This is a genomic window from Haladaptatus sp. SPP-AMP-3 (genome assembly GCF_049568665.1).
GTDB lineage: Archaea > Halobacteriota > Halobacteria > Halobacteriales > Haladaptataceae > Haladaptatus > Haladaptatus paucihalophilus.
In genome coordinates this window covers 28743-54199 of record NZ_CP145897.1, presented here as the reverse complement: position 1 = coordinate 54199, position 25457 = coordinate 28743, and the positions used below count along the sequence as shown (strand labels likewise).

The window sequence follows — 25457 nt, the reverse complement described above, 5'->3', positions numbered from 1 at the left end:
GCTTCCACTTCTCCGAAAAATGGTAGTATTTGTTGAATTTTAAAAATGGCTAAAGGTAGATTTATATCGGCTGGGTCGATACCCATCCGTGTCCATGCGATATGATATCGAACGGCGTGACGTGTTGAAGGGCCTGGGTACGGCGGGAATCGCCGGACTCGCGGGCTGTATCGGTGGTGGCGGTGCCGGAAACGACAATACGAGCGACACCGGTGACGGAGACGGAACCAGTGACGGAGGCGGCGGTGGCGGCACGAACAGCGGCGGTCCCGACGTCATCAACGTCATCGGCTACCCCGAGAGCGGTATCCAACTGTTTCGCGACTACTACAAGAATACGGACGGGAAGCAGAAGATAATCGTTCCCGACGGCCTGCGCGACGCGAAACTGCCGAAGCAGGTCAGCAACGACATGGCGAACGTCACCGGGACCGCGCCAGCGGCGTCCGGGCCGAACCAGCAGGCGTTCACGGAGATGTTCAAGGACGAGTACGATCAGGAACCGGGCGTGTTCAACTCCCACTCCTACGATGCGGTCGCGATTCTCATCCTCGCCAACGCGGCGGCGGGGGCCAACGACGGGACGAAAATCCGCGACCAGATGCGTCGCGTCGCCAACCCCGGCGGGCAGAAATACGGCCCCGAGGACCTCGTGGATGCCGTGAAGGCCGCCGCGCGCGGCGAGGACATCAACTACCAAGGCGCGTCGAGCGTGGTGGACTTCGACAAGATGGGCGACCCGGCGTCCGCGGCCTACGACGTCTGGAAGTTCGATTCGAACACCGACGGCGGAATCAAGACGTTGGACACCATCGACTTCGAGGGAGACCCGGGCGGAAAGATGGCGGACAGCTCTCCCGGCGGCAAGAACCGGACGGTGAAGGTCGGCATCCTCCTCCCCGAAACGGGCGACCTCGGGTCGGTCGGGAGTCTGATGATAAAGGCGGCCCAAATTCCGGTCAAGCAGATAAACGACGCCGGAATCAACATCTCTGTGGACTCGCAGGTGGAGGACACCCAGACCACGAAACAGGCGTCGCTCAGCGGCGCGAACGCCCTCGTCAGCGGCGGGTATCCGGCCATCTGTGGTCCCGCGTCCTCGGGGAACAACATCCCCGTCAGCCAGCAGGTGTACATCAAGCAAGGAATCGTCGGCTGTTCGCCGTCCAGCACCGCGCTGACGGTGACGAACCTGAAGGACAAAGACTACGTGTTCCGCACCGCGCCGAGCGACCTGCTCCAAGGAAAAGTGATGGCACAGGTCGCGTCCGACCGATTGAGCGGCAAGACGGCCTCGACGCTGTTCGTCAACAACAGCTACGGTCAACAGCTGTCCGATAAGTTCTCGAACACCTTCACCGGCGAGTACGACGGCACGATGCTCCAGAAGGTGTCGTTCAACAAGGGCGAATCGTCGTACACGTCCGTCATCAAGAAGGCGATGAGTTCGAACTGACCGCGCGTCTCGCTCGTTCGGCCGTTTTCTCGGGAAAAACGTCAGTCGCACTGACAGCTGGTGTATCGACCGCCGGACGATGAACCGACCGCCATCTATAATGATAGTTTAAGATATACTTTTCCCTCGGAACGGTGAGGGTTCCACCGGGTATGAGTCAGAAAATCGACCGTCGCGCCTACCTTCGAGCGGCAGGTGCAGCGACAACCGTGGGGCTGATGGGAACGCTCCAACAGGGGGGTGGACCGGATATGCTCACCGTCATCGGCTATCCGGAGAGCGGAATTCAGTTGTTCCGCGACTTCTACGCGACCGGGCGGGACGTTCCCGTCCTCGTGCCGGACGGGCTACAGAGTTCCAGCCTTCCGAAGGAAGTAGGCAACAACATGCAGAACGTGACCGGGACGGCACCCGCCGCCGCCGGTCCGAACCAACAGGCGTTCACGAAACTGTTCCGTGACCGTTACAACTCGCCGCCGGGCGTGTTCACGGCCCAGTCGTACGATTCCGTGGCGATTCTCATCCTCGCCAACGCGGCGGCGGGGGCCAACGACGGACAGAAGATACGCGACCAGATGCGTCGCGTCGCCAATCCGCCGGGGACCGAGTACGGGCCGGAAAACTTCGTCGACGCCGTGAAGGCCGCCGCGAACGGCGAGGACATCAACTACCAGGGCGCATCGAGTTCGACGAACTTCGACGCGAACGGCGACCCGGCGTCCGCGGCCTACGACGTCTGGAAGTTCGCACCGCAAACGGAAGACGGAATTCGAGTCGTCAACACTCGACAGTTCCAGAGCAACGCGGGCGGTCCGGAAGCGAACAACGCACCGGGAGGATTGGGCCGAACCATCAGGGTCGGCATCCTGTTGCCACAGACCGGCGACCTCGCGTCCGTCGGAGGCCCGATGATTCAGGCGTCGAGAATTCCGATTCAGCAGGTGAACGAGGGGAACGTCGACCTCCAAGTCGAAACGCAAGTCGAGGACACCCAGACCGCTCGGCAGGCGTCGCTCAGCGGCGCGAACGCCCTCGTCAACGCGGGCTTTCCCGCCATCTCCGGTCCGGCGTCCTCGGGGAACAACATCCCCGTTGCGAGCGAGGTGTTCATCCCGAACCAAATCGTCGGCTGTTCGCCGTCCAGCACGGCCATAACCGTCACGCGCCTGCAGGACGACGACTACATCTTCCGCACCGCGCCGAGCGACCTGCTTCAAGGCGGCGTGATGGCACAGGTCGCCGGTGAGCGTATCGGCGCGCAATCCGCCGCGACGCTGTACGTGAACAACGATTACGGCCAGCAACTGTCGAACCAGTTCGCACAGAAGTTCAAACAGGACCAAGGCGGGAACGTCACTAATCAGGTGGCGTTCAACAAAGGGGAGTCGTCGTACTCCTCCGTCATTCAACAGGCGCTCGGCTGAGCGCGCCGCTACGCCCGATTTTTGTGCGTCGTCCCCGACGCGTCGTCGCTCGTCCAGTTCCCACGAGCCCCGACCAACCGGTTGCCGCTCTCGTTCGAGCGCGCCACGACCGCCGCTCCGTCGGGATTCGAAAGCGTCGCGTTCCGTATCTCGTTGTTCCGTGAATCGACGAGCAGGAGGGCCTCGTCGGTCGAACGAACGACGGCATCCGTGACCCGTCCGTTCCGGTCTCCGAGCAACGCGATGCCGGTTTTGCTCCGTACGACCGAAACGTTCGTCACCGCCGCCGCCCGGGAATCGGCGACGAACAGGCCGACCGAACTCATATCCCGGACGACGCCGTTCGAGACGACGCTCCCGTCGGAGTCGCGCACGAAAATCCCGGTGAAGCCGTTCGTCGCCGTCACGCGTTCGACCCGCGACTCCGGCGAGTCGGAAACCGTCACGCCGTCCCCGGTGTGCCACGTCGTCACGTTCGTCACGGTCCCCCCGCGAGCCCCCTCGTATCGAACGCCGAACGTCCAGTTGACGGCCGTCAGGTTTCGCACCGTGACGTTCCGTCCCGTCACCGCGATACCCGTCGTGTTCTCCCGAAACGTGTGTCCGTCCACGACGTGTCCGTTCCCGTCGAGAACCACGTCGTCGGCGGTGATTCGAACGCACGACTCCGCGCGCTCGTCGATATCGTCGGTGAGAACGTAGCGCCCCGAGTCTCGTATCATCGAACAGGAATCGAGGCGAGTCGGCGGGTCGTCGAAGGCGGGCCTGGCGGGCGTTGGTACCCCAAACGCGAGGGCGAACGCGGCCACGACCGCAACCGCGAGCACCGGGGCCACCCACCGTGAACGCGCCATGGATGCAACACGCACCGCTCGTGCTTGTCGGTTGTGGCGAAGCGAGGTGAAGAAACGAACGAGCGATGCGGAAGCGAGCGGAGGAGCGAGGAAGCGAGCGGAAGACGGGGAAGTGGCCTACGAGCGGAGGACGAGAAAGTGGACTATCCGCCGAGGAATTCCTGCCGAACCTCGTCGTCCGCCAGCAGCGCGTCCCCGGTGTCCATGAAGCGGTTGCCGCCCTGCACGAGCACGTAGCCGCGGTCACAGCGCCGCAGGGCCTCCTTCGCGTTCTGTTCGACCATCAGGATGGCCGTCCCGCTGTCGTTGATCTCGTCCACCTTGTCGAACATCTCTGCCACGAGGTCGGGGGCCAAGCCCGCGCTGGGTTCGTCCAGCATCAGCAGGTCGGGGTCCAGCATGAGCGCGCGGCCCATCGCCAGCATCTGCTGTTGTCCGCCGGACATCGTGCCCGCCTTCTGGTCCCTGCGCTCGTCCAGAATCGGGAACCGGTCGAACACCTCCGCGAGGGCGTCTTCGGGCACCTCGTCGAGGATGTACGCGCCCATCTCCAAGTTCTCCTGCACGGAGAGCGTCGGAAACACGTTGTCGTTCTGCGGGACGTAGCCGAGGCCGAGGTGGATGATGTCCTCCGGTGCGTCCCCCTGAATCTCCGCCCCGTCGAACGTGACTGTCCCGCCCATGTAGGTCGTCAGCCCGAAGACGGACTTCATCACGGTCGATTTCCCGGCCCCGTTCGGGCCGACGATGGTGACGTACTCGCCGTCCTCGACGCGCATATCGACGTCGTTCAGGATTTGCAGGTCCTCGCCGTACCCCGCATCGAGTCGGTCCACTTCGAGGAGCGCCATCAGATTTCCTCCCCGAGGTAGGCGTCGATGACCTGTTCGTTCGAACGGATGGCCGCGGGTTTCCCCTCGGCCAGCACTTTGCCTTGATGCATGACGATGACGTGTTCGCAGTTGTTCATGATGACGTCCATGTCGTGTTCGACCAACAGGAACGTGTAGCCGCGTTCACGGAGTTCGTGAACATGTTTGAGCAGTTTCTTCTCCAGCGACGGGTTGACGCCAGCGAGCGGTTCGTCCAGCAGTACCATCTGCGGGTCGGTCATGAGCGCCCGCGCCATCTCCAGCAGTTTTCGCTGCCCGCCGGAGAGGTTGCCCGCGTACTCGCTCGCGAGGTGGTCGATTTCGAAGAACTCCAGCATCTCCCACGAGCGTTCGAGCATCTCCTCTTCCTGCTCCCGAACGTCGCCCCGCAATCCGGGCGTCACCGACCGCCAAAGCCGTTCGCCTTCTTGCGCTTTCGGGGCGAGCATCATATTCTCCAAGACTGTCATCTCGGAGAGTTCGCGGGCTATCTGGAACGTCCTGACCATGCCGCGGTCGGCTATCTGATACGGCTGGAGTCCCGTAATCTCGTCGTCGTTGAAGTACACCGCGCCGCTGTCCGGTTGATAGACGCCCGTGATGAGGTTGAACGTCGTGGACTTCCCCGCGCCGTTCGGGCCGATGAGGCCGGTGAACGACCCCTGTTCGACGGAGAACGTCGCGCCATCGACCGCCGTGATGCCGCCGAAGGTCTTCCGGAGGTTCTCGACGCGAAGCGGCGTCTCGCTCAGGTCCGCCACCTCGTTTCCGATGTCGAGCGTCTCGGTTTCGGCCGTCTCGCTCGCGGTCATTGCTCCTCACCCCCGTCGGCCGCGGGCGTCGGTTTCGCCTCTCCGGAGCCGCCGCCGGGACGCGAGAGCGGGATGCTCGCCGCCTCCTCCTTGCGGTGGCCGAGGACGCCCTCGGGACGGTGTTGCATTATCCAGATGAGGACGGCACCCATGATGACCAACTGGAGCGCGTTGATGTTGTTGATGATGTACGCGACCATCGGCGTGATGTGGCCGTCGAACAACGGGCCGACCGCATCCGCGAACGTGTTCGGCGCGCCGGATACGTTGTACACCTGCCGGATGATGTTCTTGAGGTAGAGCGGTCCCTGATACAGCAACCCGGCGAACACCGCCGCGCCGAGGACGCTCCCGGTGTTCGACCCCGCACCGCCGATGATGAGGGCCAACCACACGAAGAACGTCACCTGCGGCTTGAACGAGGTCGGCGTGATGGCACCTTGGCGCATCTGCCAGAGGATGCCCGCCAGCCCCATCAGCGCACAGCCGAGCATGAACGACTTGATCTTGAACACGTCGGTGTTCTTTCCGAGGGAGTTCGCCACCTCCTCGTCCTCGCGGATGGCCTTGAGCACGCGCCCGAACGGCGATTCACCGGTCCGCTTCATCAGCCAGTAGAACGCCGCCACGAATCCCATCAGGATGACGGCGTAGGTCAGCGAGTTGAGCACCGGACCGATGGACCCGCCGACGAGCGGGTTGAGCGCGTCTTCGAGCGCGCCGTACGGGGCGCTGTCGAACAGCGGTTGGAGCGGGTCCTCGAAGTTCAACAGCAGACCGCGGCCGCCGCCGGTTCCGAGCGTCTTACCGAACAGCGTGAACGTCTGGAACTGGTCCGACATCACGATGAAGCGGATGATCTCGGAGGTCGCGATGGTCACGATTGCGAGGTAGTCCGCCCGCAACCGGAGCGCCGGAAGCGCGACGAGCAACCCGAGAATCGCCGCCGCGAGCATCCCCGCGAGGATGCCGACCCACAGCGGGAGGCCGAGACCGGAGACGGTCGCGGCACCGGCGGTCGCGCTTGCGGGGGGTTTCGAGACGATGGCCATCGTGTACAAGCCGACCGCCATGAACCCCGCGATGCCGATGTTGAACAGCCCCGTGTATCCCCAGTGGAGGTTCAACGCGAGCGCCAACATCCCGTACACGCCGATGAGGAACGTGAGGCGCGCGAGGGAGTTCAACTGGCCGCGGAGCGAGTAGCCGAGCGCCGACCCCGCCAAGAGGTACAGCACGTAGATAGCCAGCAGTACGCCGAGGATGAGCATCGTGTCGTTGATCTCGAAATCGCGGACGCTCGAACTCATGCGGTCGTCCTCCCGGAGAACAGACCCTGCGGCCGGAACAGCAGGATGAGGATCATCATGCCGAACGCGGCGGCGCGGCCGAAGGCGCTCGGAATCCAGATGATAGAGAGGTTCCACGTCAGTCCGATGACCAAACCACCGAGAATCGCGCCGTAAATCGACCCGATACCGCCGAGGATGACCGCGGCGAATATCGGGAGCAAGAGGAGCCACCCGAACTGGAAGACGATGGTTCCCTTCCAGAGCACCAACAGGTAGCCCGCGATGCCGGTCAGACCGCCACCGATGATCCACGTCCAGCGGATGACGCGCTCGGTCGGAATGCCGCTGATGCGGGCGAGGTCCTCGTTGTCTGCCATCGCGCGCATCGCCTTGCCGAGTTTCGTCCGCTGCAACAGCAGGTGAACGCCGAGCATCAAGCCGACCGTGCAGACGAGGAGCGTCAGGTCGTGTGCCGTCACGCGGACGGTTCCGTCCCAGAGCAACAGGTTCCACTTGGGAATATCCTGTAGCGCCGTCGTCCCGCGGTTCTCGGTCGAGAAGACGAACACGATGAGGTAGCGGAGCACGAACGCCACGCCGATGCTCGTGATGAGGAGCGAAATCCCTTCCGCGTCCCGCATCGGTCGGTAGACGATACGGTCGATGAGGAGCGCCAGTACGACGGTGCTAACACCGGCGAACACCAGCCCCAAGACGACCGCTATCGGGGTCGTCGCGATGGTGATGCCGAGACTGCTGGCGTAGACGGAGCCACCCGCGCCGACCAGCAACAGCCCCGCGATGTTGTTGCTCCCCAATCCCGCGATGAGGTACGTCACTGCCCACCCCGAGAACGCGCCGCTCGTGATGTAGTCCCCGTGTGAGAAGTTTGCGAAATTCAGTATGCTGTACGTCATCGAAAGCCCGATTCCGGCGAGACCGATGATGAGCCCCCGCATGAGGCCGTTCCACACGAGTGCCCCCACGTCGGAAACCAGTAGGTCGCCGGACAGCAGGCGATTGATGAAGTCGAAAACGAGGAGTACCCCGACCAGTCCGACGACCACCAGCAGCGGTCGTTCGACGATGAGGCGACGTCCACGTGAATAGGTCTCATTTACGCCGTTCATTGATAACTCTCCACACGATAACCGGTTCCGGTAAGACTATTAAACCTTTCCGACAGAGCGGTCCAGCGAATTTCAGTAACGGCGGCATACTGACAGCTCTCGGAGAGGAATGTGGAGAAAAGAAATAATCCGTCGATTTACTCGAAAACGTGTTTATTTCCAGCACGGATTACCGACACACATATGCCGGGCGGTGTTGCAGGCACACGTATGCCCATACAGACCCTTGACGACCTCGCCGTCCAAGGGACGACCCTCGGCGTGCGCATCGACATCAACAGTCCGTTGACCGACTCCGGTGAGCTCGCCGATGACGCGCGTCTGTTGGCGCACGTCGATACCCTCTCGGAGCTGTTGGAGCGCGGCGGAAAGGTCGCGATCCTCGCCCACCAGGGCAGACCCGGAAGCGACGATTTCTCCGGGCTCGGCGCACACGCGGAGCGATTGGACGAACTGCTCTCCTTCCCGGTTTCTCACTGCGATGCGACGTTCTCCGCCGACGCGCGCCGAGCCGTATCGAACCTCAACGAGGGAGAGGCGGTGCTCTTGGAGAACACCCGCTTTTACAGCGAGGAGTACATGGAGTTCCCGGCGGAGCAAGCTGCCCAAACACACCTCGTGGACCGCCTCGTCCCCGTCCTCGACGCCTACGTCAACGACGCGTTCGCGGCCGCACACCGCTCACAGCCCTCGCTCGTCGGGTTTCCGACCCGACTGCCGGGCTACGCCGGGCGCGTCATGGAGCGCGAAGTGGACGTGCTCGGCGACATCGAATCGACGCCGCGCCCGCGAACGTACGTGGTCGGCGGCGCGAAGGTTTCCGACTCCATCGCGGTCGCGAAAAACGTGCTGGAGCGCGACCTCGCGGACCACGTGCTGACGGCCGGTGTCGTCGGGAACGTCTTTTTGTTCGCCGACGGCGCGGACCTCGGCGACGCCAGCGCGGACTTCATCCACGACGAAGGATACTGGGATTACATCGACGACGCCGCCGAACTGCTCGACACGTACGGCGACCGAATCCATCTCCCGAAGGACGCCGCGGTCGAACGGGACGGCGAGCGCGTCGAACTCACCCGCGAGGAGTTCCCGCCGAACGAAGACGAGGGTGCGATGGACGTCGGCGACGCCACCATCACCGCCTACTCCGATATCCTCCGCGATTCCGGGACCGTCATCCTCAACGGCCCCGCTGGCGTGTTCGAGGACGACACCTTCGCCACGGGCACCCGCGAGATGTACACCGCGGCCGCGAACGCCGAGTTCAGCATCGTCGGCGGCGGCGACACCGCGGCCGCGATTCGGAAGTTCGACCTCGGCGGGTTCGACCACGTCAGCACCGGTGGGGGCGCGTGTCTTCGGATGCTCACCGGCGACGAACTCCCGGCGTTGCAAGCGCTGTCCCGATAGATGGTTACGATAGAGGCTGCGACCAGCGCGGACATCGACCACGTTACCGACCGCTGGGTCGAACTCGCCCGCGACCAGCGCGATCACGGGTCACACCTCCTCGCGGAGGAGAACCGCGGTGCGGTCCGCGATTCGGTCGCGCGCCACGTCATAGAAGACGACCTGCTCGTCGCCCGAGACGAGGGTATCGTGGGGTTCGTGATGTTCGAACTGGAGACGGGTCTCTATCGGCACTCGACCGCTCGCGGAATCGTCCAGAACATCTACGTCGAACCCGCGTCACGGAACGAGGGCGTCGGGTCGGCGCTCCTCGCCGCCGCGGAGGAAAAACTCCGAGAGCGGGGCGCGGAGGTGCTGTCGCTCGAAGTGCTGGCGCGAAACGAGAACGCCCGCAGACTGTACGAAAACAGGGGTTACGAACCACATCGAATCGAGATGGAAAAATCGGACGAAAACGATAACCACTCAAAGGAGTAGCGACAACTGGCAGTTGCGCCAAGGGAGCTTGGGTGGTTCAAGCACTCGATTTGTAATCGAGAATACGTGGGTTCAAATCCCACCCTTGGCTTTCTATCCGAATCCATTTCGGTACGGTGAACACTCGACTTTGGTGGGATTTATCGACACCCGAAGTGATCCCTCCCCAATTATTTTCGCAATCGACATGGAAATCGTTTCGGCAATCTCCTTCGGATCGAGTGAATACGTCCGCTTTCACCATCATTGCACTACCAAAGCAAGTTATTACCTAGCACAAGAGGGTGTGAATATTTATCAACAATTAAAAAATAAACTACGAGATGAGAGATAAAATTTGGACGTTGGACAGGCGGACGATGCTCGGAGCGACTGGAACCGTCAGCGCGAACGCGATGTTCGGCGATACCGCGCTGGCAAATCGAACGGAGGACGACGATAAGACGGGGGAATCGGGGTGCTCCGCGGTGGAGCGGTTACTCGAACGCGCATCCGAGAAGTTCCCCGGCGGTATCGTCTCCGTGTACGCGAAAGAGGCCGGGGAGGACGGCGACGTCCTCGCAAGCCATCAGGCGGACACGGCGGTCAAACCGGCATCGAACACGAAGCTGCTCACCACCGCACTGGCGTTCGAACACCTGGGACCGGACGAACGGTTCGAGACCAGTGCCGTCGGCGACGGGTCGATAACCGGGAATCAACTCCACGGCGACCTCGTGCTACGCGGCACCGGTGACGTGTTGTCCACCGCCGACCTCGAACGGTTGGCGGAACGGGTCGCGGAGAACGGAGTACAGACGGTTCACGGCGACCTCGTGGCCGACATCACCGCGTTCGATACCTCGGGATACGGTCCCGTCTTTTCGGTTCGCGGCCCCGGCTATCCGGAAGGGTGGACGTGGGAGGACCCGCAGTACTCTTACGGCGCACCGAGTTCGACGCTCGCGCTCCACTGGAACAAGGTGTCCCTCACCGCCAAGCGAACCGAGAACGGCATCGACCTCGCCGTCGAACCCGACTCGGAGTTCGTCGCCGTCGAATCGCACCTCTCCACGGCACCCGAAGGAGCGAACGGCTACTTCTACACCTATCTCGACCGGGTGAACGGCACCATCTACGCCATCGGCGAACTGCCGCCAGGATACGAGGAGACGGAACTGGCACCCGTGATGCGACCCGACGAACACGCGGCCGCGGTGTTCAGGGACCACCTCGCGGACGCGGGCGTCTCCGTCAAGGGTGATGTCGTCCTCCAAACGGAACCCACGGAGCGAGCGGCGGCGTTCGAGACGAGCATCGAATCCGAGCCGCTCCGCGAGACGACCGGTCCGATGCTGTTGTACTCGAACAACGTCGATGCCGACCAACTCGCATTGATGACGGCCCGCCGTGCGCTCGATGACGGGTCGTTCGACGCGTGGACGGAGCTAACCGGCGCCTACTTCGAGAGTTTGGGTTCTCCCGCAACCGTTTTCCGGGACGGCTCCGGGCTCTCGCAGTTCAACCTCGTTTCGGCGACCGACATGGTTTCCCTGCTCGACTGGATACGGAAGAAGCCGTGGTCGGAGACGCTCGTCGGGTCGCTTCCGACGCCGGGCGAGGGGACGCTCGCGTATCGGTTGCGGGACGTGGACGTTCCGGTTCACGCGAAGACAGGAACGGTTCGCGGAACACGTGCGCTTTCGGGTGTCATCGAGCGACCGAGGGACCCGGACGTACTGTTCTCCATCCTCATGTCGAACGTGACCGTCGGACTCGGCGATGCCCGCGACTATCAGGACGATTTGGTTCGTGCGCTCATCGACGCGTAACCGGTGTCGCCGACGAATTCGGCGACCGTTATGCCCGGATTTACGAGGACCGATTCCGACTGTACGTCCCACGACACGACCGCCCGTGGACATGATTAGCGACCGCTTAACGCCGCATTCCGTATTGTGAACTGTTGCTCGCCGTTCCTGCCAACACAATTATCGGACGGTTTTATACTGCCTCCGAGCCTGTTCCTTTTCCATGAGTCGCACCCAGAGTGTCCCCCTCTGGATGGCGTCGCCCGAGGAGTTCCGGAGTACACTCAAGATGGTACTCAGTACGGCGTACAAAAACGACCGCCGGTTCGACCGGGCATGGACGTTTCGCTATCCCGACGACACACCGGATTTGATGGCGGAGATAACCCACCTCGAAAAGGGTGGGAGCAAAGAGATAACGAACCCTCCCCAGCCGACGAAGCCGCCCGAGCAGGCCGTTCTCAAGGACTTCCGCGACGTGCTCGGCGACCTCTTGCTGAAGGGGTACCGTCGGGGAATCGACTTCGACCGAGCGTGGACGTTCCGCTACCCTGACGCCGACCACCCCGACCTGATGGTCGAAGTGACCTACCTCGAAGAGCAGAACGACTGACCCGAAAATTTTGTTCGAGAACCGCGTAGCGGGGATATGGAGTTCAGCGTGATTCAGGGCGATATCGCCGCACAGCGTGCTGACGTGCTCGTCAACGCCGCGGGGACCAGTCTCCGGATGGGCAGCGGCGTCGCCGGGGCACTCCGCCGTGGTGCGAACGGGCCGATAAACGAAGAAGCGATGGAGAGGGGACGGTCGAACTCGGTTCCGTCGCGGTCACCAACGCTTACGAACTCGACGCCGAATTCGTCGTTCACGCGGCGGCCATGCCACACTACGAGGACGGACGGGCGACGCCCGAGAGCGTCCGAGACGCGACCCGAAACGCGCTCCGCGAAGCCGACGAGCGGGGAGCGGGGTCAGTGGTTCTTCCCGCGCTCGGATGCGGTATCGCGGGATTCGACCTCCGAGAGGGCGGTCGAATCATCTGCGAGGAAATTCGTCGCTTCGACCCCGAGTCCCTCGAAGACGCGCGCCTCATCGCCTACAGCGACGAGGAGTACGAAACGCTCCGCGAGGTTGCCGCCGCTGTCCGCTCGGGCTAACCAGCAGGATTATGATTCTCGACTGAAAAGAGCCGACCGATGACCGCGTTCAGTTATCACGACGACGAGATATTGGTGACGACGAGCCACACGGTTCCGGGACGGGAAATCACAGGCCACCACGGCGTGGTCGTCGCCGACGTGACGCCGGGACGAAACATCGGGAAGGACATCGCCGGTGGGTTGCGCGACATCGTTGGCGGACGCTCCAAATCGTGGGAGAAGACCCTCGAAGAGAATCAGGAAACCGCCCTCGACGAACTCGTCGAGGAGGCGAAATCGGTCGGCGCGGACGCGGTAGTCGCGGTGGATATCACCGACGAATCCCTCGGCGGGCAGGGCGGAATGATGAACATCAAGGCGTTCGGAACCGCGGTTTCGATTCGCTGAGATGGCTTAAGAGCCGTTTAAATCCACGTCCTCACCCGCGTCCCCGCCCCCGATTTCGATAGTTGCGTCGGTTTCTATCGCCTTCAGGCCGTCAAGTTCGCACAGGTCGGCCACGGCGGGTTCCGGGAGGACGACGCGAAGCGTCTCGAATTCGAGTTTCTCGACGACCTCGCCGTCGAGGTCTTCGACGCGGGCGGTGGTCGTTTCTACGCTCGCGTCGGCGAGTCGGAGGAGAAGCGTGGCCGACTCGTCGGACATCGGGTCGTCGCGCATGGCACGGACGGGGTGTGAAAGGTACGTCATTCGAGGGTTTCGAGGAGTTCGTCCGCGTGTCCGTCCGGCGAGACGTCCTCGAAGACTGCTTCGACGGTCCCGTCTGGAGCGACGACGACCGTGTTTCGAAACACGCCGTCGAAGGTCTTCCCGAACATATTCTTCTCGCCGTAGGAGTCGTAGGCGCTCGCAACCTCGCCGGACTCGTCGCTGAGGAGGTCGAACGGCAGGTCGTGTTTGTCGCGGAATTTCACGAGGTCGGATACCGGGTCGTCGCTGATTCCGAGGACCGGAACGCCGCGCGCATCGAATTCGTCCCACGAATCGCGGAAGCCACAGGCTTCGGTGGTACAACCGGGCGTGTCCGCCCGGGGGTAGAAGTAGACAACGACCGTGCTATCGAAGTCGGCGAGTGAGACCGTCTCGCCGTCTTGATTCGGCAGTTCGAACGTGGGTGCCGGTTGGCCGGGTTCGAGCATGGGATGGCTTCGAAGCGAGCGACCAACTGCGTTGCGGTGTCACTCGCCGACGACGACGAACGTTCGTCCGCCCTTGCGTTCGAGGTGGACGGCACCTTCCTCGGTCGAGGTACGAACGTACGCGGCGACTTCGCTGGCGGACAGCCCGGAAACGTCTGCCGAATTCCACGGTCGTACTGTCGACTCCCGCGCGCTCATTTCGACGTTCATGTCCGAATGTTGTCCGGTTGGATAATGAAGGCAATCCTAGCGCAGTGAAAGTGAACGTGAAGCGATTCCGGGGTCAGGCGGCGAGCATCAGCGCTTCGCCGTCTTGACGGACGAGTCCGCGCTCCCGAAGCGTTCGAATGATGGTGTACAGCGTGATTTTCGGCAGGTCGAGGCCCGTCTGGAGTTCGTCGAGCGTCGCCCCGCCCGTGGTCGCGAGCGAGAGATAGACCAGTTTGGCGCGCGGCGAATCCAGTTCGTCCGGCAACGGTGCGAGAGGCGTTGTTTGGACACTCATGTTGGTATCCTGGTCCAGACATTCGACGATAATAAAATTACCCTACGACAATCGTCGAAATCGAGCGGGATAGTCGTTTCTTGGAGAGGTGTTCTCACCGATGTAAAATCCCGGTGATTTTATGTAACGAGCCGTGGTAGGCGTGGGCAATGAGTCCAGCGCGGGACGATTCTGACCCGGAGGGCCGAAAGGTCATCTCTCCCGAAGAGCTCGACATCGAGGACAGCGAGAACGTCGTCGCGCTGGACGATGGTCGGTTCGTCATCGGCGCGTCCGGGAGGCCGTCCGTGCCCGACGACCCGGGGCCAGTGACGACCGGCGAACCGACCGCCGACGCGAATCCCGGTGTCGAACCGGCGACCGCGGAGAAATCGCCGTCAGCGACGGACTCTCCGCCCGCCATCGACCCGGCGTCGGCACCGGACAGTCCGAGTCAATCCGCGCCATCGGCCGAGGAACCTCACATCGATTCCCAAGACGTCCGCGAATGGCTCGAAGACGACGTTGGCGACGTGGCGTCCCGTTACGGGTTTCACATCACGGCGAAGGCCGAGGACGAAATCAACCATCAGCGGATGTTTTCGGACGACGTTGGAACCGTCTTCGACAGCCTTCTCATGTGGTACGCCCAGCAGGTCGAACCGAGCATGCCCGTCGAGGACGTGCTCGGCATTCTCATGATGGAGTCGAACGTTCGCGTCCGTTACCCGTCGCGGTGTTTCCGTGGTGTTCTCGGAGCGTACGGCTTATCACCCGACGATAGCATCGCCGACCTGTTTCGAGCGATGCAGGACGCGAACGGTATCGTTTTTCCCCCGGAAAACGGCTAGCGATTATCCGCCGTGATAGTCGGGAGTAGGTTTTATGTATTCCCGTTCGATGTATTCGATAACTGACCATGAGCGTTCAGAAACAGAATCCGTCGGCCGGGGAAACGCAAGTCGTGGAGTTTCGACTCGGCGAAGACGTGTGCGCCATCGATATCGAACAGGTAGACAGCATCGTCGAGGTGAAGAAGGTCACGCGCATTCCCCGGACGCAGGACTCCATCGAGGGCGTCATGGACCTCCGCGGCGAGACGACGGCCATCATCGACCCCAAGGAGTTCCTCAGCGTCGCCTCCGACGAGCGAGGGAACGACGTTCTCGTTCTGGATCGTCCCGACGACAAACAGAAAATCGGGATTCGGGTGGACGAGGTGCTCGACGTGACGACCCACGCCCCGGAACACATCGACACCAGCGACGAACTGGAGAACCTCGATACCCGCGGCATCCGCGACCAAATCGCACGGGGAATCATCAAGCGACCCGACGACGAAAACGGTCTCGACCTCATCATCTGGGTCGATATTGACAAAATGATTACTAGCCTGAGTTAAGAATCTCGATAAATCATCAGCTGTGATAATCACAGGGGAGCATTTATTTTGCCCGCTTTCAAAATCTCTCGATAGTGAAAGTTGAATGGTGAATGACGTACTAATTGTCGACGACTCGGAATTTATGCGGAATCTACTGCGCGAGATTCTGGAGGAGAATTTCGAAATCGCCGACGAAGCCGAGAACGGCGTCGAAGCGATAGAGCTGTACAAGGAAAAGCAACCGGACTTCGTGATGATGGACATCGTGATGCCAATTCGAGACGGAATCGACGCGACGGCCGAAATCAAGCAGTTCGATTCGAGCGCGAACATCATCATGTGTACGAGTATCGGACAGGAAGAGAAGATGAAGAAGGCGATCAAAGCTGGTGCCGACGGATACATCACGAAGCCGTTTCAGAAGCCCAGCGTGATGGAAGCCATCAACGACGTTATCTCAGCATGACGCGGGCGGTCGTCGTCGACGACTCGCATTTCATGCGCACCGTTATCACCGACGTTCTCGAATCGGGCGATATCGACGTGGTTGCACAGGCGACGAACGGGAGGGAGGCGGTCGAAGTCGTCGCCGAACGGGAACCCGACGTCGTGACGATGGACGTGGAGATGCCGACGATGAACGGTATCGAAGCGGTCGAGGAAATAATGGAAACGACGCCGACCCCGGTTCTCATGCTGTCCGCACACACCGAAGACGGCGCGGAAGCGACGTTCGAAGCCATCGACCGGGGGGCCATCGACGTCCTGGCGAAACCCGGCGGCGAGGTTTCGACCCGGATTTCGGCCCACAGAGACGACCTCATCGAGAAGGTTCGGTCGGTTGCGCGCGCTGACGTCACCGTCAGCGCACCGGACAATTCGACGGCGACCTCGGTGGAACCCGACGACACGTACGTCGAGAACGCGACCATCATCATCGGCGCGTCGACCGGCGGGCCGCGAGTCGTAGAGAGCGTTCTCGCCGGATTGCCGCGATCCGCTCGGTTTCGTGTCCTCATCGTTCAACACATGCCCGACAGCTTCACCGCTCGGTTCGCAAAACGACTCGACGACCGAACCGAGTACGACGTGAAAGAAGCGTCGGACGGCGACAGAATCGGTGCGGGACAAGCGCTCGTCGCGCGGGGAGACTACCACATGGAAGTCTCGAACTACGCGAAAGGGCGACTCCGTGTTCGACTCACGCAGAACGAGGCGCGACACGGCGTGCGCCCGGCCATCGACGTGACGATGGAGACGGCCGCCGAGACGATTACCGACCCGCTCACCGCGGTCGTTCTCACCGGAATGGGTGCTGACGGCGCGGTCGGCGTTGAGGCGATAAAGAACGCTGGAGGACGAACCATCGCGCAGAACGAAGCGACCTGTTCGGTGTTCGGAATCCCGGCACGGGCCATCGAAACCGGCTGTGTCGACGACGTGCTTCCCGCCGACGAGGTGGCTCAGGGGATACTTTCGACCGTACGAAAACCGACGTGATTCGATATGGATGAATACATACAGGACTTCATTCGTGAAAGCGAAGAGAACATAACGGAACTGAACAACTCGCTGCTCGAACTGGAGAACGACCCGAACGACGCGGAAGCGATGGATTCCATCTTCCGGACGGCGCACACGCTGAAAGGAAACTTCGCGGCGATGGGGTTCCAGAACGGGAGCAACCTCGCACACGCCATCGAGGACCTGTTGGACGAGATTCGACAGGGGCGGATGGACGTCACGCCGGAGAGCATGGACCACGTGTTCGCTGGCGTGGACAAAATCGAGCTGATACTCGCCGAAATCGAAGAGCACGGCGAGTCGAAAACCGACCCGAGCGCGACCATCGAGGACATCAGAAACACGTTGGAAACGGCGGACGAAGCGCCGGACGACGATGAGATGAACGACGAAGCGGCGACCGAGACGACGGCCGCCGAAGCGGCGCTCTCGCGGCTCGACGACCCGTCGGCGCTCGCCGACGTGGACGTCGTGTTCCACGCCGACGTGGAGATGCGCGACTCGCAGATGAAAGGCGTCGACGCGATGTTCGTCCTCGGCGAGGTGACGGAGCAACTCGAACTCCTCGGTGCGGTTCCGTCCGTCGAGGCCATCAACGACGGCGACTACGACGACGGCTTCGACCTGTTCATCACGGGTGGCGACGAGGAGACGGTCGACAAAATCGTCACCGGCGTCGGAAAGGTGGAAGCCGCCACCGTCTCGGACGTGACCGACGACGTCCCGGACGCGGTTCCCGAGGCGGACGACGCTGACGATGCTGACGATGCCGACGAAATGGAGGATTCGGACCCCGACTCCACGCCGGACCCCGACTCCGCCGACGATTCGGATGCGTCGGACGATTCGAACGAATCCGACGCATCGAACGAATCCGACGCATTGAACGAATCCGAGACATCCACGGAACCGAACACGTCGACTACCAAGACGCAAGTGGACGAAATCCAGTCGATCCGCGTCGGTGTGGACCAGTTGGACGACCTTCACGGGTTGGTCGAACAGCTCGTCACCAGCCGCATCAAACTCCGTCGGTCGGTCGAGCAGGGCGAACTCGGGAGCGCCTCGGACAATCTGGACGAACTCGACAAGATAACGACCAGCCTGCAGGACACGGTCATGGACATGCGGCTCGTGCCGCTCAAGAAAATCGTGGACAAGTTCCCGCGGTTGGTCCGGGACCTCGCACGCACGCAGGAGAAGGAAATCGACTTCGAGATGGAGGGGAAGAGCATCGAACTCGACCGCACCATCCTGAACGAGATCAGCGACCCGCTCATGCACCTGCTTCGCAACGCGGTCGACCACGGCATCGAGACGCCGGACGAGCGTGAAGCGAGCGGAAAGCCGCGAACCGGCACGGTTCATCTGCGCGGCAAACGGGAGCGCGACCGCGTGACCATCGAAGTGTCGGACGACGGTGCCGGTATCGACGCGGATGCCGTCCGAACGAAGGCGGTGAGCAAGGGTATCATGTCGCGCCAAGAAGCCAACGAGCTCTCGGACGAGGAGGTGTACGAGCTCATTTTCCACGCCGGATTCTCGACGACCGACGAGGTAACCGACGTGAGCGGTCGTGGCGTCGGCATGGACGTGGTGAGAAACACCATCAAACGGCTCGACGGCGACATCAGCGTCGAGAGCGAACTCGGGGATGGCACGACCATAAGCCTCTCGCTCCCCGTTACGGTCGCCATCGTCAAGGTGCTGTTCGTGGAGTCGGGCGAAGAGGAGTACGGAATCCCCATCAAGAACGTCGACGAGATACGACGGATGGGCGAAGTACAACACATCGAAGGCGAGGAGGTCATCACCCACGACGATACGGTGTATCCGCTCATTCGACTCGGGCGGGCGCTCGACGTTCCCGGCGAGACCAAAAACGGGGACGGAATGCTCGTCCGCGTCAACGAGTCGGAGCGACAGGTGGCGATTCATTGCGATGCGGTGAGCAGACAGGAGGAAGTCGTCGTCAAACCGTTCGAGGGAATCCTGTCCGGCATTCCGGGCCTCTCGGGCGCGGCGGTACTCGGCGAAGGTGACGTGGTAACCATCCTCGACGTGGAGAGTCTTTAATGAGCTTGCAGATTGACATTCGGAAGTTGAGCCTGTTCAACAAGATGGCAAAGCAGGGTGCGAACACGGTGGCGAACCATCTCAGTCAGATGACGGGGATGGAGACGGAGATGGAGATAACGAAGACGAACTTCATCGACATCCGCGACGTTCGCGCCCACATGGGTCACGAGAAACAGGTCGGCATCCACATCGAACTGGTCGAACAGCCCTACGGCTACATCCTGTTTCTCTTCTCCGTGGGAAGCGCAAAACAGCTTGCACACGGCATGATGGGGGGAATGGGAGAACCCGCGAAGAAGGGGTTCAGCGACATGGAAAAGTCCGCCGTTCAGGAGATCGGAAACATCATGACCAGCGGATTTATCGACGGCTGGGCGAACGTTCTCCAGACGACTATCGACTTCTCGACGCCGAAGTTCACCTACGGCCCGGCCAGCCGCACGGTCGAGGCGCTCGTCGGGCACCGCGACGACGACGTGGCGATGGTGCTCGACTCGCGTGTCAGAGTTCCCGACTCGAACGTCGAGGTGAAGGTGTACACGTTCCCCGAACTGGAGGACTTGGTTCGGATGATGCGGAAGATAGAGGTCTGAGATGGAAGTGGACATCCGAAAGCTCGAAGCGGCAAACAGAATGGCGCACGAGGGGGCGGAACGCGCGGCGTCGCACCTGTCCGCGATGACCGACATAGAGACGTCCGTGGACGTGACGCGAACACACGTTCGCTCGGATGCGACCGCGGTGGAACGTCAACAGTGTGTCGGCGTCGTCATCGAATTGGACGGCGGGCTACGCGGGCGCACCGCGTTTACGTTTCCTGCGCAAGCCGTCGAACGCGTGCGCGACGTTCTCGCACCCGGAATGGAGGATATGGACGAGAGTCTGGTTCGAGAGGTCGGGAACGTGATGGCGGGTGGGTTCGTCGACGGATGGGCGGACTACCTCGGAACCACCATCGATATCTCGCCGCCGACGTACGTGGACGGCGACCCGACGCTTCTCTTCGACGATGCGGACGAGACGTTCGTCTTCGCGAGTTCTATCGGGGCCGTGGACGAGTCCATCTCGTTCAGCGTCCACCTCTCGCCAGAAGTCGGGGAATACGGCGAACTCCTCGGGGACGACGGGGAGACGGTCTCCGTCGAAGACCTCTCGCATTTCGACGAGATGACACGGGGAGGTGCGACGACGGTCGCCGAGAACATCACCGCCATGACCGGCATCGAGACGACGGTCGAAATCACGCACGTCAGTTTCGTTCCGGTCGAAGAGGTGCCGGAAGCGTTGGGTGACGCGACGTACGTCGGCGTGGTCATCGAACTCGAGACGTCCCCCGGCGGATTCGTTCTGATCCTGTTCGACGAAACGTCGGCGCGCGACATCTCCGGGGCGCTGCTCCCCGGCGATGACGGCGTTTCGGACGGCGAGTTGAGCGGAACGGAGCAAAATGCCATCCAGGAACTCGGAAACATCATGGCGAGTAGCTTCATCGATGGGTGGGCGAACGCGCTCGAAACGACCATCGACATCTCGCCGCCGACGTTCGCCCACGACATGGGCAGCGCGATTGCGGACCCGTTGGTCGCCCAACTCGGCCAGAAACAGGAGTTCGCGTTCGTTTCCGATGCGACCATCCGTGCCGCCGAGACACCGTTCGACTGCTCGTTGTACGTGCTTCCCGACGAATCCGAACTCCGGGAAGTTCTCTCGTTGCTCGACGCCGACGCGACGTCGGAACGGAAAACGAACGCGGGACGATTATGAAGGTGTATCGTAGCGACTCGAAGCGTGGGGGGAGTGGGCCGATAAAAGTCGGCGTGGCGGAGTACGTCGTGACGGAAGCGGAAACGCGACTGACGACGACCGGACTCGGCTCCTGTCTCGGAATCGCACTGTCCGAGCCGACCAGCGAAGTTGCGGGGCTCGCACACGCAATGCTCCCATCCACGGCCGAATCGGACGCTAACGAAGCCAAGTTCGTCGACACGGCTATCAACGGAATGCTCACGGAGATGGAAGACGCGGGTGCAAACATGGAGACGGTCGAAGCGAAAATCGCGGGCGGAAGCAACATGCTCGAACTATCGGGAATTGGAAGCGAGGTCGGGACGCGAAACGTCGAAACGGCCGAGGCGTTGCTGGCCGATGAAAGAATCCCGATAGTCGGCGAAGATACCGGCGGGGACTACGGACGTTCGCTCGAATTCGACACGAGGACGGCGGTGCTCGTCGTGAAGAGCGCCCACCGAGGGGTGAAGCGAATTTGAGTTCGTTTGACACGTTGCTGTCGTTCATCGAGTCGGAACTCGGGTTTGCGACGAGCCATTACGACACCTCGTATCTCGACAGACGGGTTTCCTCCCGGATGCGCCGGACCGACGTCGAGGAGTACGAGCAGTATCGGGCGCTACTTGCGGACGACCCGGACGAGCGCGATGCGCTCCTCGATGCGCTTTCGGTCAACGTGACGAGCTTCCTCCGGAACCCGGACGTCTGGGAGGAAATCCGCGACGTCTTGCGTTCGCTGGCGGACTCACATCGGCAGGTGAAACTCTGGAGCGCGGCGTGTTCCGACGGGCGGGAACCGTACTCGCTGGCGCTGCTCGCGCTCGTGGATTCCGATATCGATGCGACGAAAGTTCGAATAACGGCGACCGACATCGACCGAGAGGTGCTGGCGAAGGCACGGCGCGGTGTCTATCGGAGCACTCGAACGACCGACATCGCCGAACAACTCGAACCGCTGGACGGGTACGAGCAGTACGTCGAACGAGACGGCGACGAGTTTCGCGTCTCGAATCGAGTAAAGCGACTGGTCGATTTCGAGCGTCACGACCTCATCCACGGCAGCTCGAAGTCGGATTTCGATTTCGTCTCCTGTCGGAACCTGTTCATCTACATCAACGCCGAGCACAAACTGCCGATGCTCCGAACCATCACGAACTCGCTTCGAACCGGCGGCTACCTCGTCATCGGAAAGACGGAGACGCTTCCGGAGGTGTTGAAAGATGAATATGAGCCGGTGGATAAACGTCTCAGAATATATCAGAAGTCGTAGTGTATTGTGCGGCAAGTGAAGGCACCTAGAACGAGTTTGTAACGGCATATTAGCCGAACACGTCAAGATAGCCCTTTTAAATGTGTGATTTTCTTCATAGTATCAAATGTGATAACTCAGGCAGAAGATTAATGTGGTGACGTTCGGTGGTGTCCATAATGAAACTTATAACTCTTGCTCCCCACTTCGCTCCGCTCCTGAGCGGGTCGGTTGCCATGGGTGCCATGGGAATCATGGACTTCATGGAGGACGACGAGAGTGCCGAGTCGGAGTCGGGCGGTGATGACCTGTTCGATGATGATCTCGGTGGCGACGACTTCGGTGACTTAGATGACGGCATGGACGGCGGTATGGACGATTGGGGTGGTGGCGGTGACGACGGATTCGGAGACATGGGCGGTGGCGGGTCGACCCAAGAACTCGAAAATCGCCTCCAGGACCTCGAAAACGAGGTCGGAGACATCGCGTCCACAGTCAGCACCGTTCGGAGCGAAAACGAACAGATAAGCGAAAAAGTGGACGACGTAGAGGAGAACGTCCGCAAACTGCTCGAAATCTACGAGATGGTCACGCGCGGTGTCAATCCCTTCGTGGACGACGTGCCGAACGGCGGCCTCGGCGGTGACGCGTTCGGCGGCGGTGAGTCCGGCGGCTTCGGTCTGTTCGACGAAGAGGAAGAAGAAGCGGACGACGATTTGGACGATGACATCGCCGATGCCGACGCGGACAGTTTCTTCGACGACAGCTTCGAGGACATCGAAGACGAGGAGATGGACGACATCGGCATGGACGACGTGGAAATGGACGATATGGGGATGGAGGAAGCAGAGGAAGAAGAAGGCGACGGACAGGCGGGGGGTTCGACGTTCCAAGAGCTCAAAGAGGAGTACGAATCCGGCGAGGCGGACTGGGCGGAGGAAGCCGATACCGAACCCGACGACGCGGCGGAATCGGAAATCGAGTTCGACGTCGAACCCGAACCGGCACCGGAAGAGGAAACGGCGCTGGAGACGGCACCGGAACAGGAGCCCGAGACGGGCGACTTCGAGTTCGAAGAACCGACCCAGACCAACGAGTCCCAAGCGGCTGAGACGACCATGGGGATGCGAAACGGCATGCAAAAGCCGTATCTCGCTACCCTTCCCGCGGGGTACATTGTCGATCTCGTTGTGATGGAGTGGTTGGAGTTCCTCGTCGAGGAGTTCGGGTCCGAAGACGCCGTTCGAACCATCGCCTACTACGAGGACATCGACTGGATAAGCGAACCTGTCAAAGAGCAACTACTCGCGTTCGTTCGCGGGATTGCTGACGTGACGGATGTCGATACCGATGCGACCCCCGCCACTCTCGGGGTGGACGACCACATTCGGAGTCTCACTTTCATGAGCCAACTCACAGGAGACGCAATCGAACAGAAAGTCGTCGACCATTGTGCACAGATACGGGGAGAGGGCCATGGGCTTCAGCGTTAGTGGTTCCACGGCCATCATTTTCCTGGCAATGTTCATCAGCTTCGGAATGATCTACTCGGCCGCCTACAACGGGTTCGAGCGGATCAACGACGCTCGAGCAGACCACTCTGAGAACGTACTCGACCAACAGAACACCGCACTGAATATCACAACAGTGAACTATTCGGCAGGATACCTGAACATAACTGTGAACAATACCGGTTCGACCACGCTGGATGTTAACGACACTGACGTGTTGGTTGATGGCGTCTACCCCAGTTCGGGGACCATCGTGGCACGCGACGTTAACGGTGTCAGTGATACGAAACTGTGGCTTCCCGGTGAGACCCTCCATTACCGAATCAACGTTTCGACGGGTCCGACCCGAGTGAAAGTCGTGACTGGACCGGGACTCGCCGATACGGAGGCGGTCTGAGTGGCGAGCGTTTCCACGTCCCACCTCATCCTGTTCATCGCAAGCCTCATCATCGCGGCAAGCGTCGCCGGAACCTTCACGACGGGTATTCAGCGACTGTCGGGAGCGTTGGGCGACAGAAGCTACGACGTCAGTCACGACGTTCGGACGGACATCGAAATAATCAGCGACCCCGGAAGCGGCGCGGTTTATAATGCTAGTGGGAATGAAAATATTACCGTCCTTGTGAAGAATACAGGGGCAGAGAATTTAAAAGGGTCAAGCGACCAAATTGATATACTACTGGACGGGAAGTATCAAGCAAATGTCTCTATTCAAGTCGTAGACGGAATCGACTGGGACGTTGGAAATGTCATGAGGGTTACAATCGAAAACGACACGCCAATGGCGCCCAACGAGGACCATCGTGTGAAGATGGTCGTCAACGGCGACTCGGAGGTGTTGGAGTTTAGAACATGAGTTCAAATAATCTCTACTCGCTCGGCCTGCAAGACCACGACCGTCTGAACAACGAACTCGGCGGTGGAATCCCGCGCGGCTCTATCGTGCTCATCGAAGGCGACTACGGTGCCGGAAAGAGCGCCATGAGCCAGCGGTTCAGCTACGGATTATGTGAGACGAACCACAGCGTAACGCTGCTCTCGACTGAGCTAACGATTCGTGGGTTTATCGACCAGATGCACTCGCTTTCGTACGGAGTCGAAGAACACCTGCTGAACGAGCGGCTGTTGTTCCTCCACGCCGACGTGGACTCCGGAACTCGTCAGATCACCGCACCCACGGACGACGCTGATGACGGACAGCGAAAGGAACTCCTGAATCGTCTGATGCAGGCGGAAGCGATGTGGAAGGCCGACGTCATTATCATCGACACGTTCGATGCGATTCTTCGTAACGACCCGACCTTCGAGGCGTTGGTTCGCCAGAACGAGGAGCGACAGGCGGCGCTCGAAATCATCTCGTTCTTCCGCGACCTCGTGACGCAAGGAAAGGTCGTCGTCCTGACGGTCGACCCATCGACAGTCGACGAAGACGCAATCGGACCGTTCCGAGCCATCGCGGACGTGTTCATGGAACTCCAGATGGTCGAGGTCGGGAACGACGTCCGTCGGAACATCTCCGTGAAGCGGTTCGCCGGAATGGGTGAGCAGGTAGGTGACAGCATCGGTTACTCGGTTCGCGCCGACGCTGGTATCGTCATCGAGAGCCGTAGCGTCGCCTAAA

The 25457-nt window shown here is 61.2% G+C and carries 29 protein-coding genes, 1 tRNA gene and 1 pseudogene; 22 read left to right on the top strand and 9 right to left on the bottom strand.

Translation table 11 applies throughout. The features are described 5' to 3' along the window. Positions 1-94: 94 nt before the first annotated feature. Together V5735_RS00535 and V5735_RS00530 are read left to right on the top strand one after the other, a co-directional pair. Positions 95-1456 carry an ABC transporter substrate-binding protein gene (locus V5735_RS00535; protein ID WP_423744575.1) on the top strand — a complete coding sequence of 454 codons (1362 nt, stop codon included), beginning with the start codon at positions 95-97 and terminating at the stop codon, positions 1454-1456. A gap of 152 nt (positions 1457-1608) precedes the next feature. Continuing rightward, positions 1609-2880, top strand: a complete 1272-nt coding sequence (locus V5735_RS00530; RefSeq protein ID WP_423744574.1) for an ABC transporter substrate-binding protein — start codon at positions 1609-1611, stop codon at positions 2878-2880. 8 nt (positions 2881-2888) lie between these two features. Here the strand turns inward: V5735_RS00530 and V5735_RS00525 are convergent, their stop codons facing one another. From V5735_RS00525 to V5735_RS00505, 5 genes are all read right to left on the bottom strand, one after another. Beyond that, positions 2889-3734 carry a right-handed parallel beta-helix repeat-containing protein gene (locus tag V5735_RS00525; protein WP_423744573.1) on the bottom strand — a complete coding sequence of 282 codons (846 nt, stop codon included), beginning with the start codon at positions 3732-3734 and terminating at the stop codon, positions 2889-2891. Positions 3735-3877: 143 nt separating this feature from the next. Next, on the bottom strand, positions 3878-4585 hold the full coding sequence (locus V5735_RS00520) for an ABC transporter ATP-binding protein (protein ID WP_423744572.1): 708 nt from the start codon (positions 4583-4585) through the stop codon (positions 3878-3880). Beyond that, positions 4585-5418 carry an ABC transporter ATP-binding protein gene (locus V5735_RS00515; RefSeq protein ID WP_007977424.1) on the bottom strand — a complete coding sequence of 278 codons (834 nt, stop codon included), beginning with the start codon at positions 5416-5418 and terminating at the stop codon, positions 4585-4587. Before V5735_RS00515 ends, V5735_RS00520 begins: the two co-directional genes overlap by 1 nt. Beyond that, on the bottom strand, positions 5415-6728 hold the full coding sequence (locus tag V5735_RS00510; protein WP_423744571.1) for a branched-chain amino acid ABC transporter permease: 1314 nt from the start codon (positions 6726-6728) through the stop codon (positions 5415-5417). The genes V5735_RS00515 and V5735_RS00510 overlap by 4 nt, the downstream gene beginning before the upstream one ends. Continuing rightward, positions 6725-7669: a branched-chain amino acid ABC transporter permease gene (locus V5735_RS00505; protein WP_423746043.1), complete on the bottom strand. Its 945-nt coding sequence runs from the start codon at positions 7667-7669 to the stop codon at positions 6725-6727. The genes V5735_RS00510 and V5735_RS00505 overlap by 4 nt, the downstream gene beginning before the upstream one ends. A gap of 381 nt (positions 7670-8050) precedes the next feature. On the opposite strand from V5735_RS00505, the gene V5735_RS00500 reads away from it, so the two are divergent. The 7 genes and pseudogenes from V5735_RS00500 (at position 8051) to V5735_RS00470 (ending at position 13065) form a co-directional block, all read left to right on the top strand. Next, positions 8051-9250, top strand: a complete 1200-nt coding sequence (locus V5735_RS00500) for a phosphoglycerate kinase (RefSeq protein WP_423744570.1) — start codon at positions 8051-8053, stop codon at positions 9248-9250. Further along, a complete protein-coding gene (locus V5735_RS00495) occupies positions 9251-9727 on the top strand; it encodes a GNAT family N-acetyltransferase (RefSeq protein WP_423744569.1) in 477 nt (158 codons plus the stop codon). 17 nt (positions 9728-9744) lie between these two features. Continuing rightward, positions 9745-9818, top strand: a tRNA-Thr gene (locus tag V5735_RS00490). 232 nt (positions 9819-10050) lie between these two features. After that, positions 10051-11538: a D-alanyl-D-alanine carboxypeptidase/D-alanyl-D-alanine endopeptidase gene (gene dacB / locus V5735_RS00485; protein WP_423744568.1), complete on the top strand. Its 1488-nt coding sequence runs from the start codon at positions 10051-10053 to the stop codon at positions 11536-11538. A gap of 202 nt (positions 11539-11740) precedes the next feature. After that, a complete protein-coding gene (locus V5735_RS00480; RefSeq protein WP_423744567.1) occupies positions 11741-12130 on the top strand; it encodes a hypothetical protein in 390 nt (129 codons plus the stop codon). Between the two features lie 36 nt (positions 12131-12166). Then, positions 12167-12675, top strand: a pseudogene (locus tag V5735_RS00475) (macro domain-containing protein). Positions 12676-12714: 39 nt separating this feature from the next. Further along, entirely contained in the window at positions 12715-13065 is a 351-nt protein-coding gene (locus tag V5735_RS00470; RefSeq protein WP_007977439.1) for a YbjQ family protein, read from the top strand. 6 nt (positions 13066-13071) lie between these two features. On the opposite strand, the gene V5735_RS00465 is transcribed toward V5735_RS00470, so the two are convergent. The 4 genes from V5735_RS00465 to V5735_RS00450 all read right to left on the bottom strand — a co-directional run bounded on the left by V5735_RS00465 (position 13072) and on the right by V5735_RS00450 (position 14322). Then, positions 13072-13368: a hypothetical protein gene (locus tag V5735_RS00465; protein ID WP_423744566.1), complete on the bottom strand. Its 297-nt coding sequence runs from the start codon at positions 13366-13368 to the stop codon at positions 13072-13074. After that, on the bottom strand, positions 13365-13817 hold the full coding sequence (gene bcp / locus V5735_RS00460) for a thioredoxin-dependent thiol peroxidase (RefSeq protein WP_423744565.1): 453 nt from the start codon (positions 13815-13817) through the stop codon (positions 13365-13367). The genes V5735_RS00465 and bcp overlap by 4 nt, the downstream gene beginning before the upstream one ends. Positions 13818-13856: 39 nt before the next feature. Further along, positions 13857-14027 carry a hypothetical protein gene (locus V5735_RS00455; RefSeq protein WP_423744564.1) on the bottom strand — a complete coding sequence of 57 codons (171 nt, stop codon included), beginning with the start codon at positions 14025-14027 and terminating at the stop codon, positions 13857-13859. Positions 14028-14100: 73 nt separating this feature from the next. Beyond that, positions 14101-14322, bottom strand: coding sequence for a helix-turn-helix domain-containing protein (locus V5735_RS00450; protein ID WP_423744563.1), 222 nt, complete (start codon positions 14320-14322; stop codon positions 14101-14103). A 149-nt stretch (positions 14323-14471) separates the two neighbouring features. Here V5735_RS00450 and V5735_RS00445 point away from each other — a divergent pair, with 149 nt between their 5' ends. From V5735_RS00445 to V5735_RS00385, 13 genes are all read left to right on the top strand, one after another. Beyond that, complete coding sequence (locus tag V5735_RS00445; RefSeq protein WP_423744562.1) at positions 14472-15152, top strand: DUF7500 family protein; 681 nt, start codon at positions 14472-14474, stop codon at positions 15150-15152. 68 nt (positions 15153-15220) lie between these two features. Beyond that, entirely contained in the window at positions 15221-15703 is a 483-nt protein-coding gene (locus V5735_RS00440) for a chemotaxis protein CheW (protein ID WP_423744561.1), read from the top strand. Positions 15704-15788: 85 nt separating this feature from the next. Continuing rightward, the gene (gene cheY, locus V5735_RS00435) at positions 15789-16151 is read left to right on the top strand and encodes a chemotaxis protein CheY (RefSeq protein WP_007977457.1); all 363 of its coding nucleotides are present in this window, start codon (positions 15789-15791) and stop codon (positions 16149-16151) included. Further along, entirely contained in the window at positions 16148-17185 is a 1038-nt protein-coding gene (cheB, locus tag V5735_RS00430) for a chemotaxis-specific protein-glutamate methyltransferase CheB (RefSeq protein WP_423744560.1), read from the top strand. Before cheY ends, cheB begins: the two co-directional genes overlap by 4 nt. Positions 17186-17191: 6 nt before the next feature. Continuing rightward, complete coding sequence (locus tag V5735_RS00425; RefSeq protein WP_423744559.1) at positions 17192-19285, top strand: chemotaxis protein CheW; 2094 nt, start codon at positions 17192-17194, stop codon at positions 19283-19285. After that, complete coding sequence (locus V5735_RS00420) at positions 19285-19881, top strand: chemotaxis protein CheC (protein WP_007977466.1); 597 nt, start codon at positions 19285-19287, stop codon at positions 19879-19881. The genes V5735_RS00425 and V5735_RS00420 overlap by 1 nt, the downstream gene beginning before the upstream one ends. Before the next feature lies 1 nt (position 19882). Further along, on the top strand, positions 19883-21052 hold the full coding sequence (locus tag V5735_RS00415) for a chemotaxis protein CheC (RefSeq protein ID WP_423744558.1): 1170 nt from the start codon (positions 19883-19885) through the stop codon (positions 21050-21052). Next, the gene (locus V5735_RS00410; RefSeq protein WP_423744557.1) at positions 21049-21555 is read left to right on the top strand and encodes a chemotaxis protein CheD; all 507 of its coding nucleotides are present in this window, start codon (positions 21049-21051) and stop codon (positions 21553-21555) included. The genes V5735_RS00415 and V5735_RS00410 overlap by 4 nt, the downstream gene beginning before the upstream one ends. Further along, on the top strand, positions 21552-22346 hold the full coding sequence (locus V5735_RS00405) for a CheR family methyltransferase (RefSeq protein ID WP_423744556.1): 795 nt from the start codon (positions 21552-21554) through the stop codon (positions 22344-22346). The genes V5735_RS00410 and V5735_RS00405 overlap by 4 nt, the downstream gene beginning before the upstream one ends. A gap of 215 nt (positions 22347-22561) precedes the next feature. Further along, entirely contained in the window at positions 22562-23818 is a 1257-nt protein-coding gene (locus tag V5735_RS00400) for a FlaD/FlaE family flagellar protein (protein WP_423746042.1), read from the top strand. Next, positions 23802-24233, top strand: a complete 432-nt coding sequence (locus V5735_RS00395; protein ID WP_423744555.1) for a fla cluster protein FlaF — start codon at positions 23802-23804, stop codon at positions 24231-24233. The genes V5735_RS00400 and V5735_RS00395 overlap by 17 nt, the downstream gene beginning before the upstream one ends. Beyond that, positions 24234-24692 (top strand): flagellar protein G, encoded by a 459-nt coding sequence (locus V5735_RS00390; protein ID WP_423744554.1) that lies wholly within the window; start codon positions 24234-24236, stop codon positions 24690-24692. It begins immediately after the preceding gene. Beyond that, entirely contained in the window at positions 24689-25456 is a 768-nt protein-coding gene (locus tag V5735_RS00385) for an ATPase domain-containing protein (RefSeq protein ID WP_423744553.1), read from the top strand. Before V5735_RS00390 ends, V5735_RS00385 begins: the two co-directional genes overlap by 4 nt. Position 25457 lies beyond the last annotated feature (1 nt).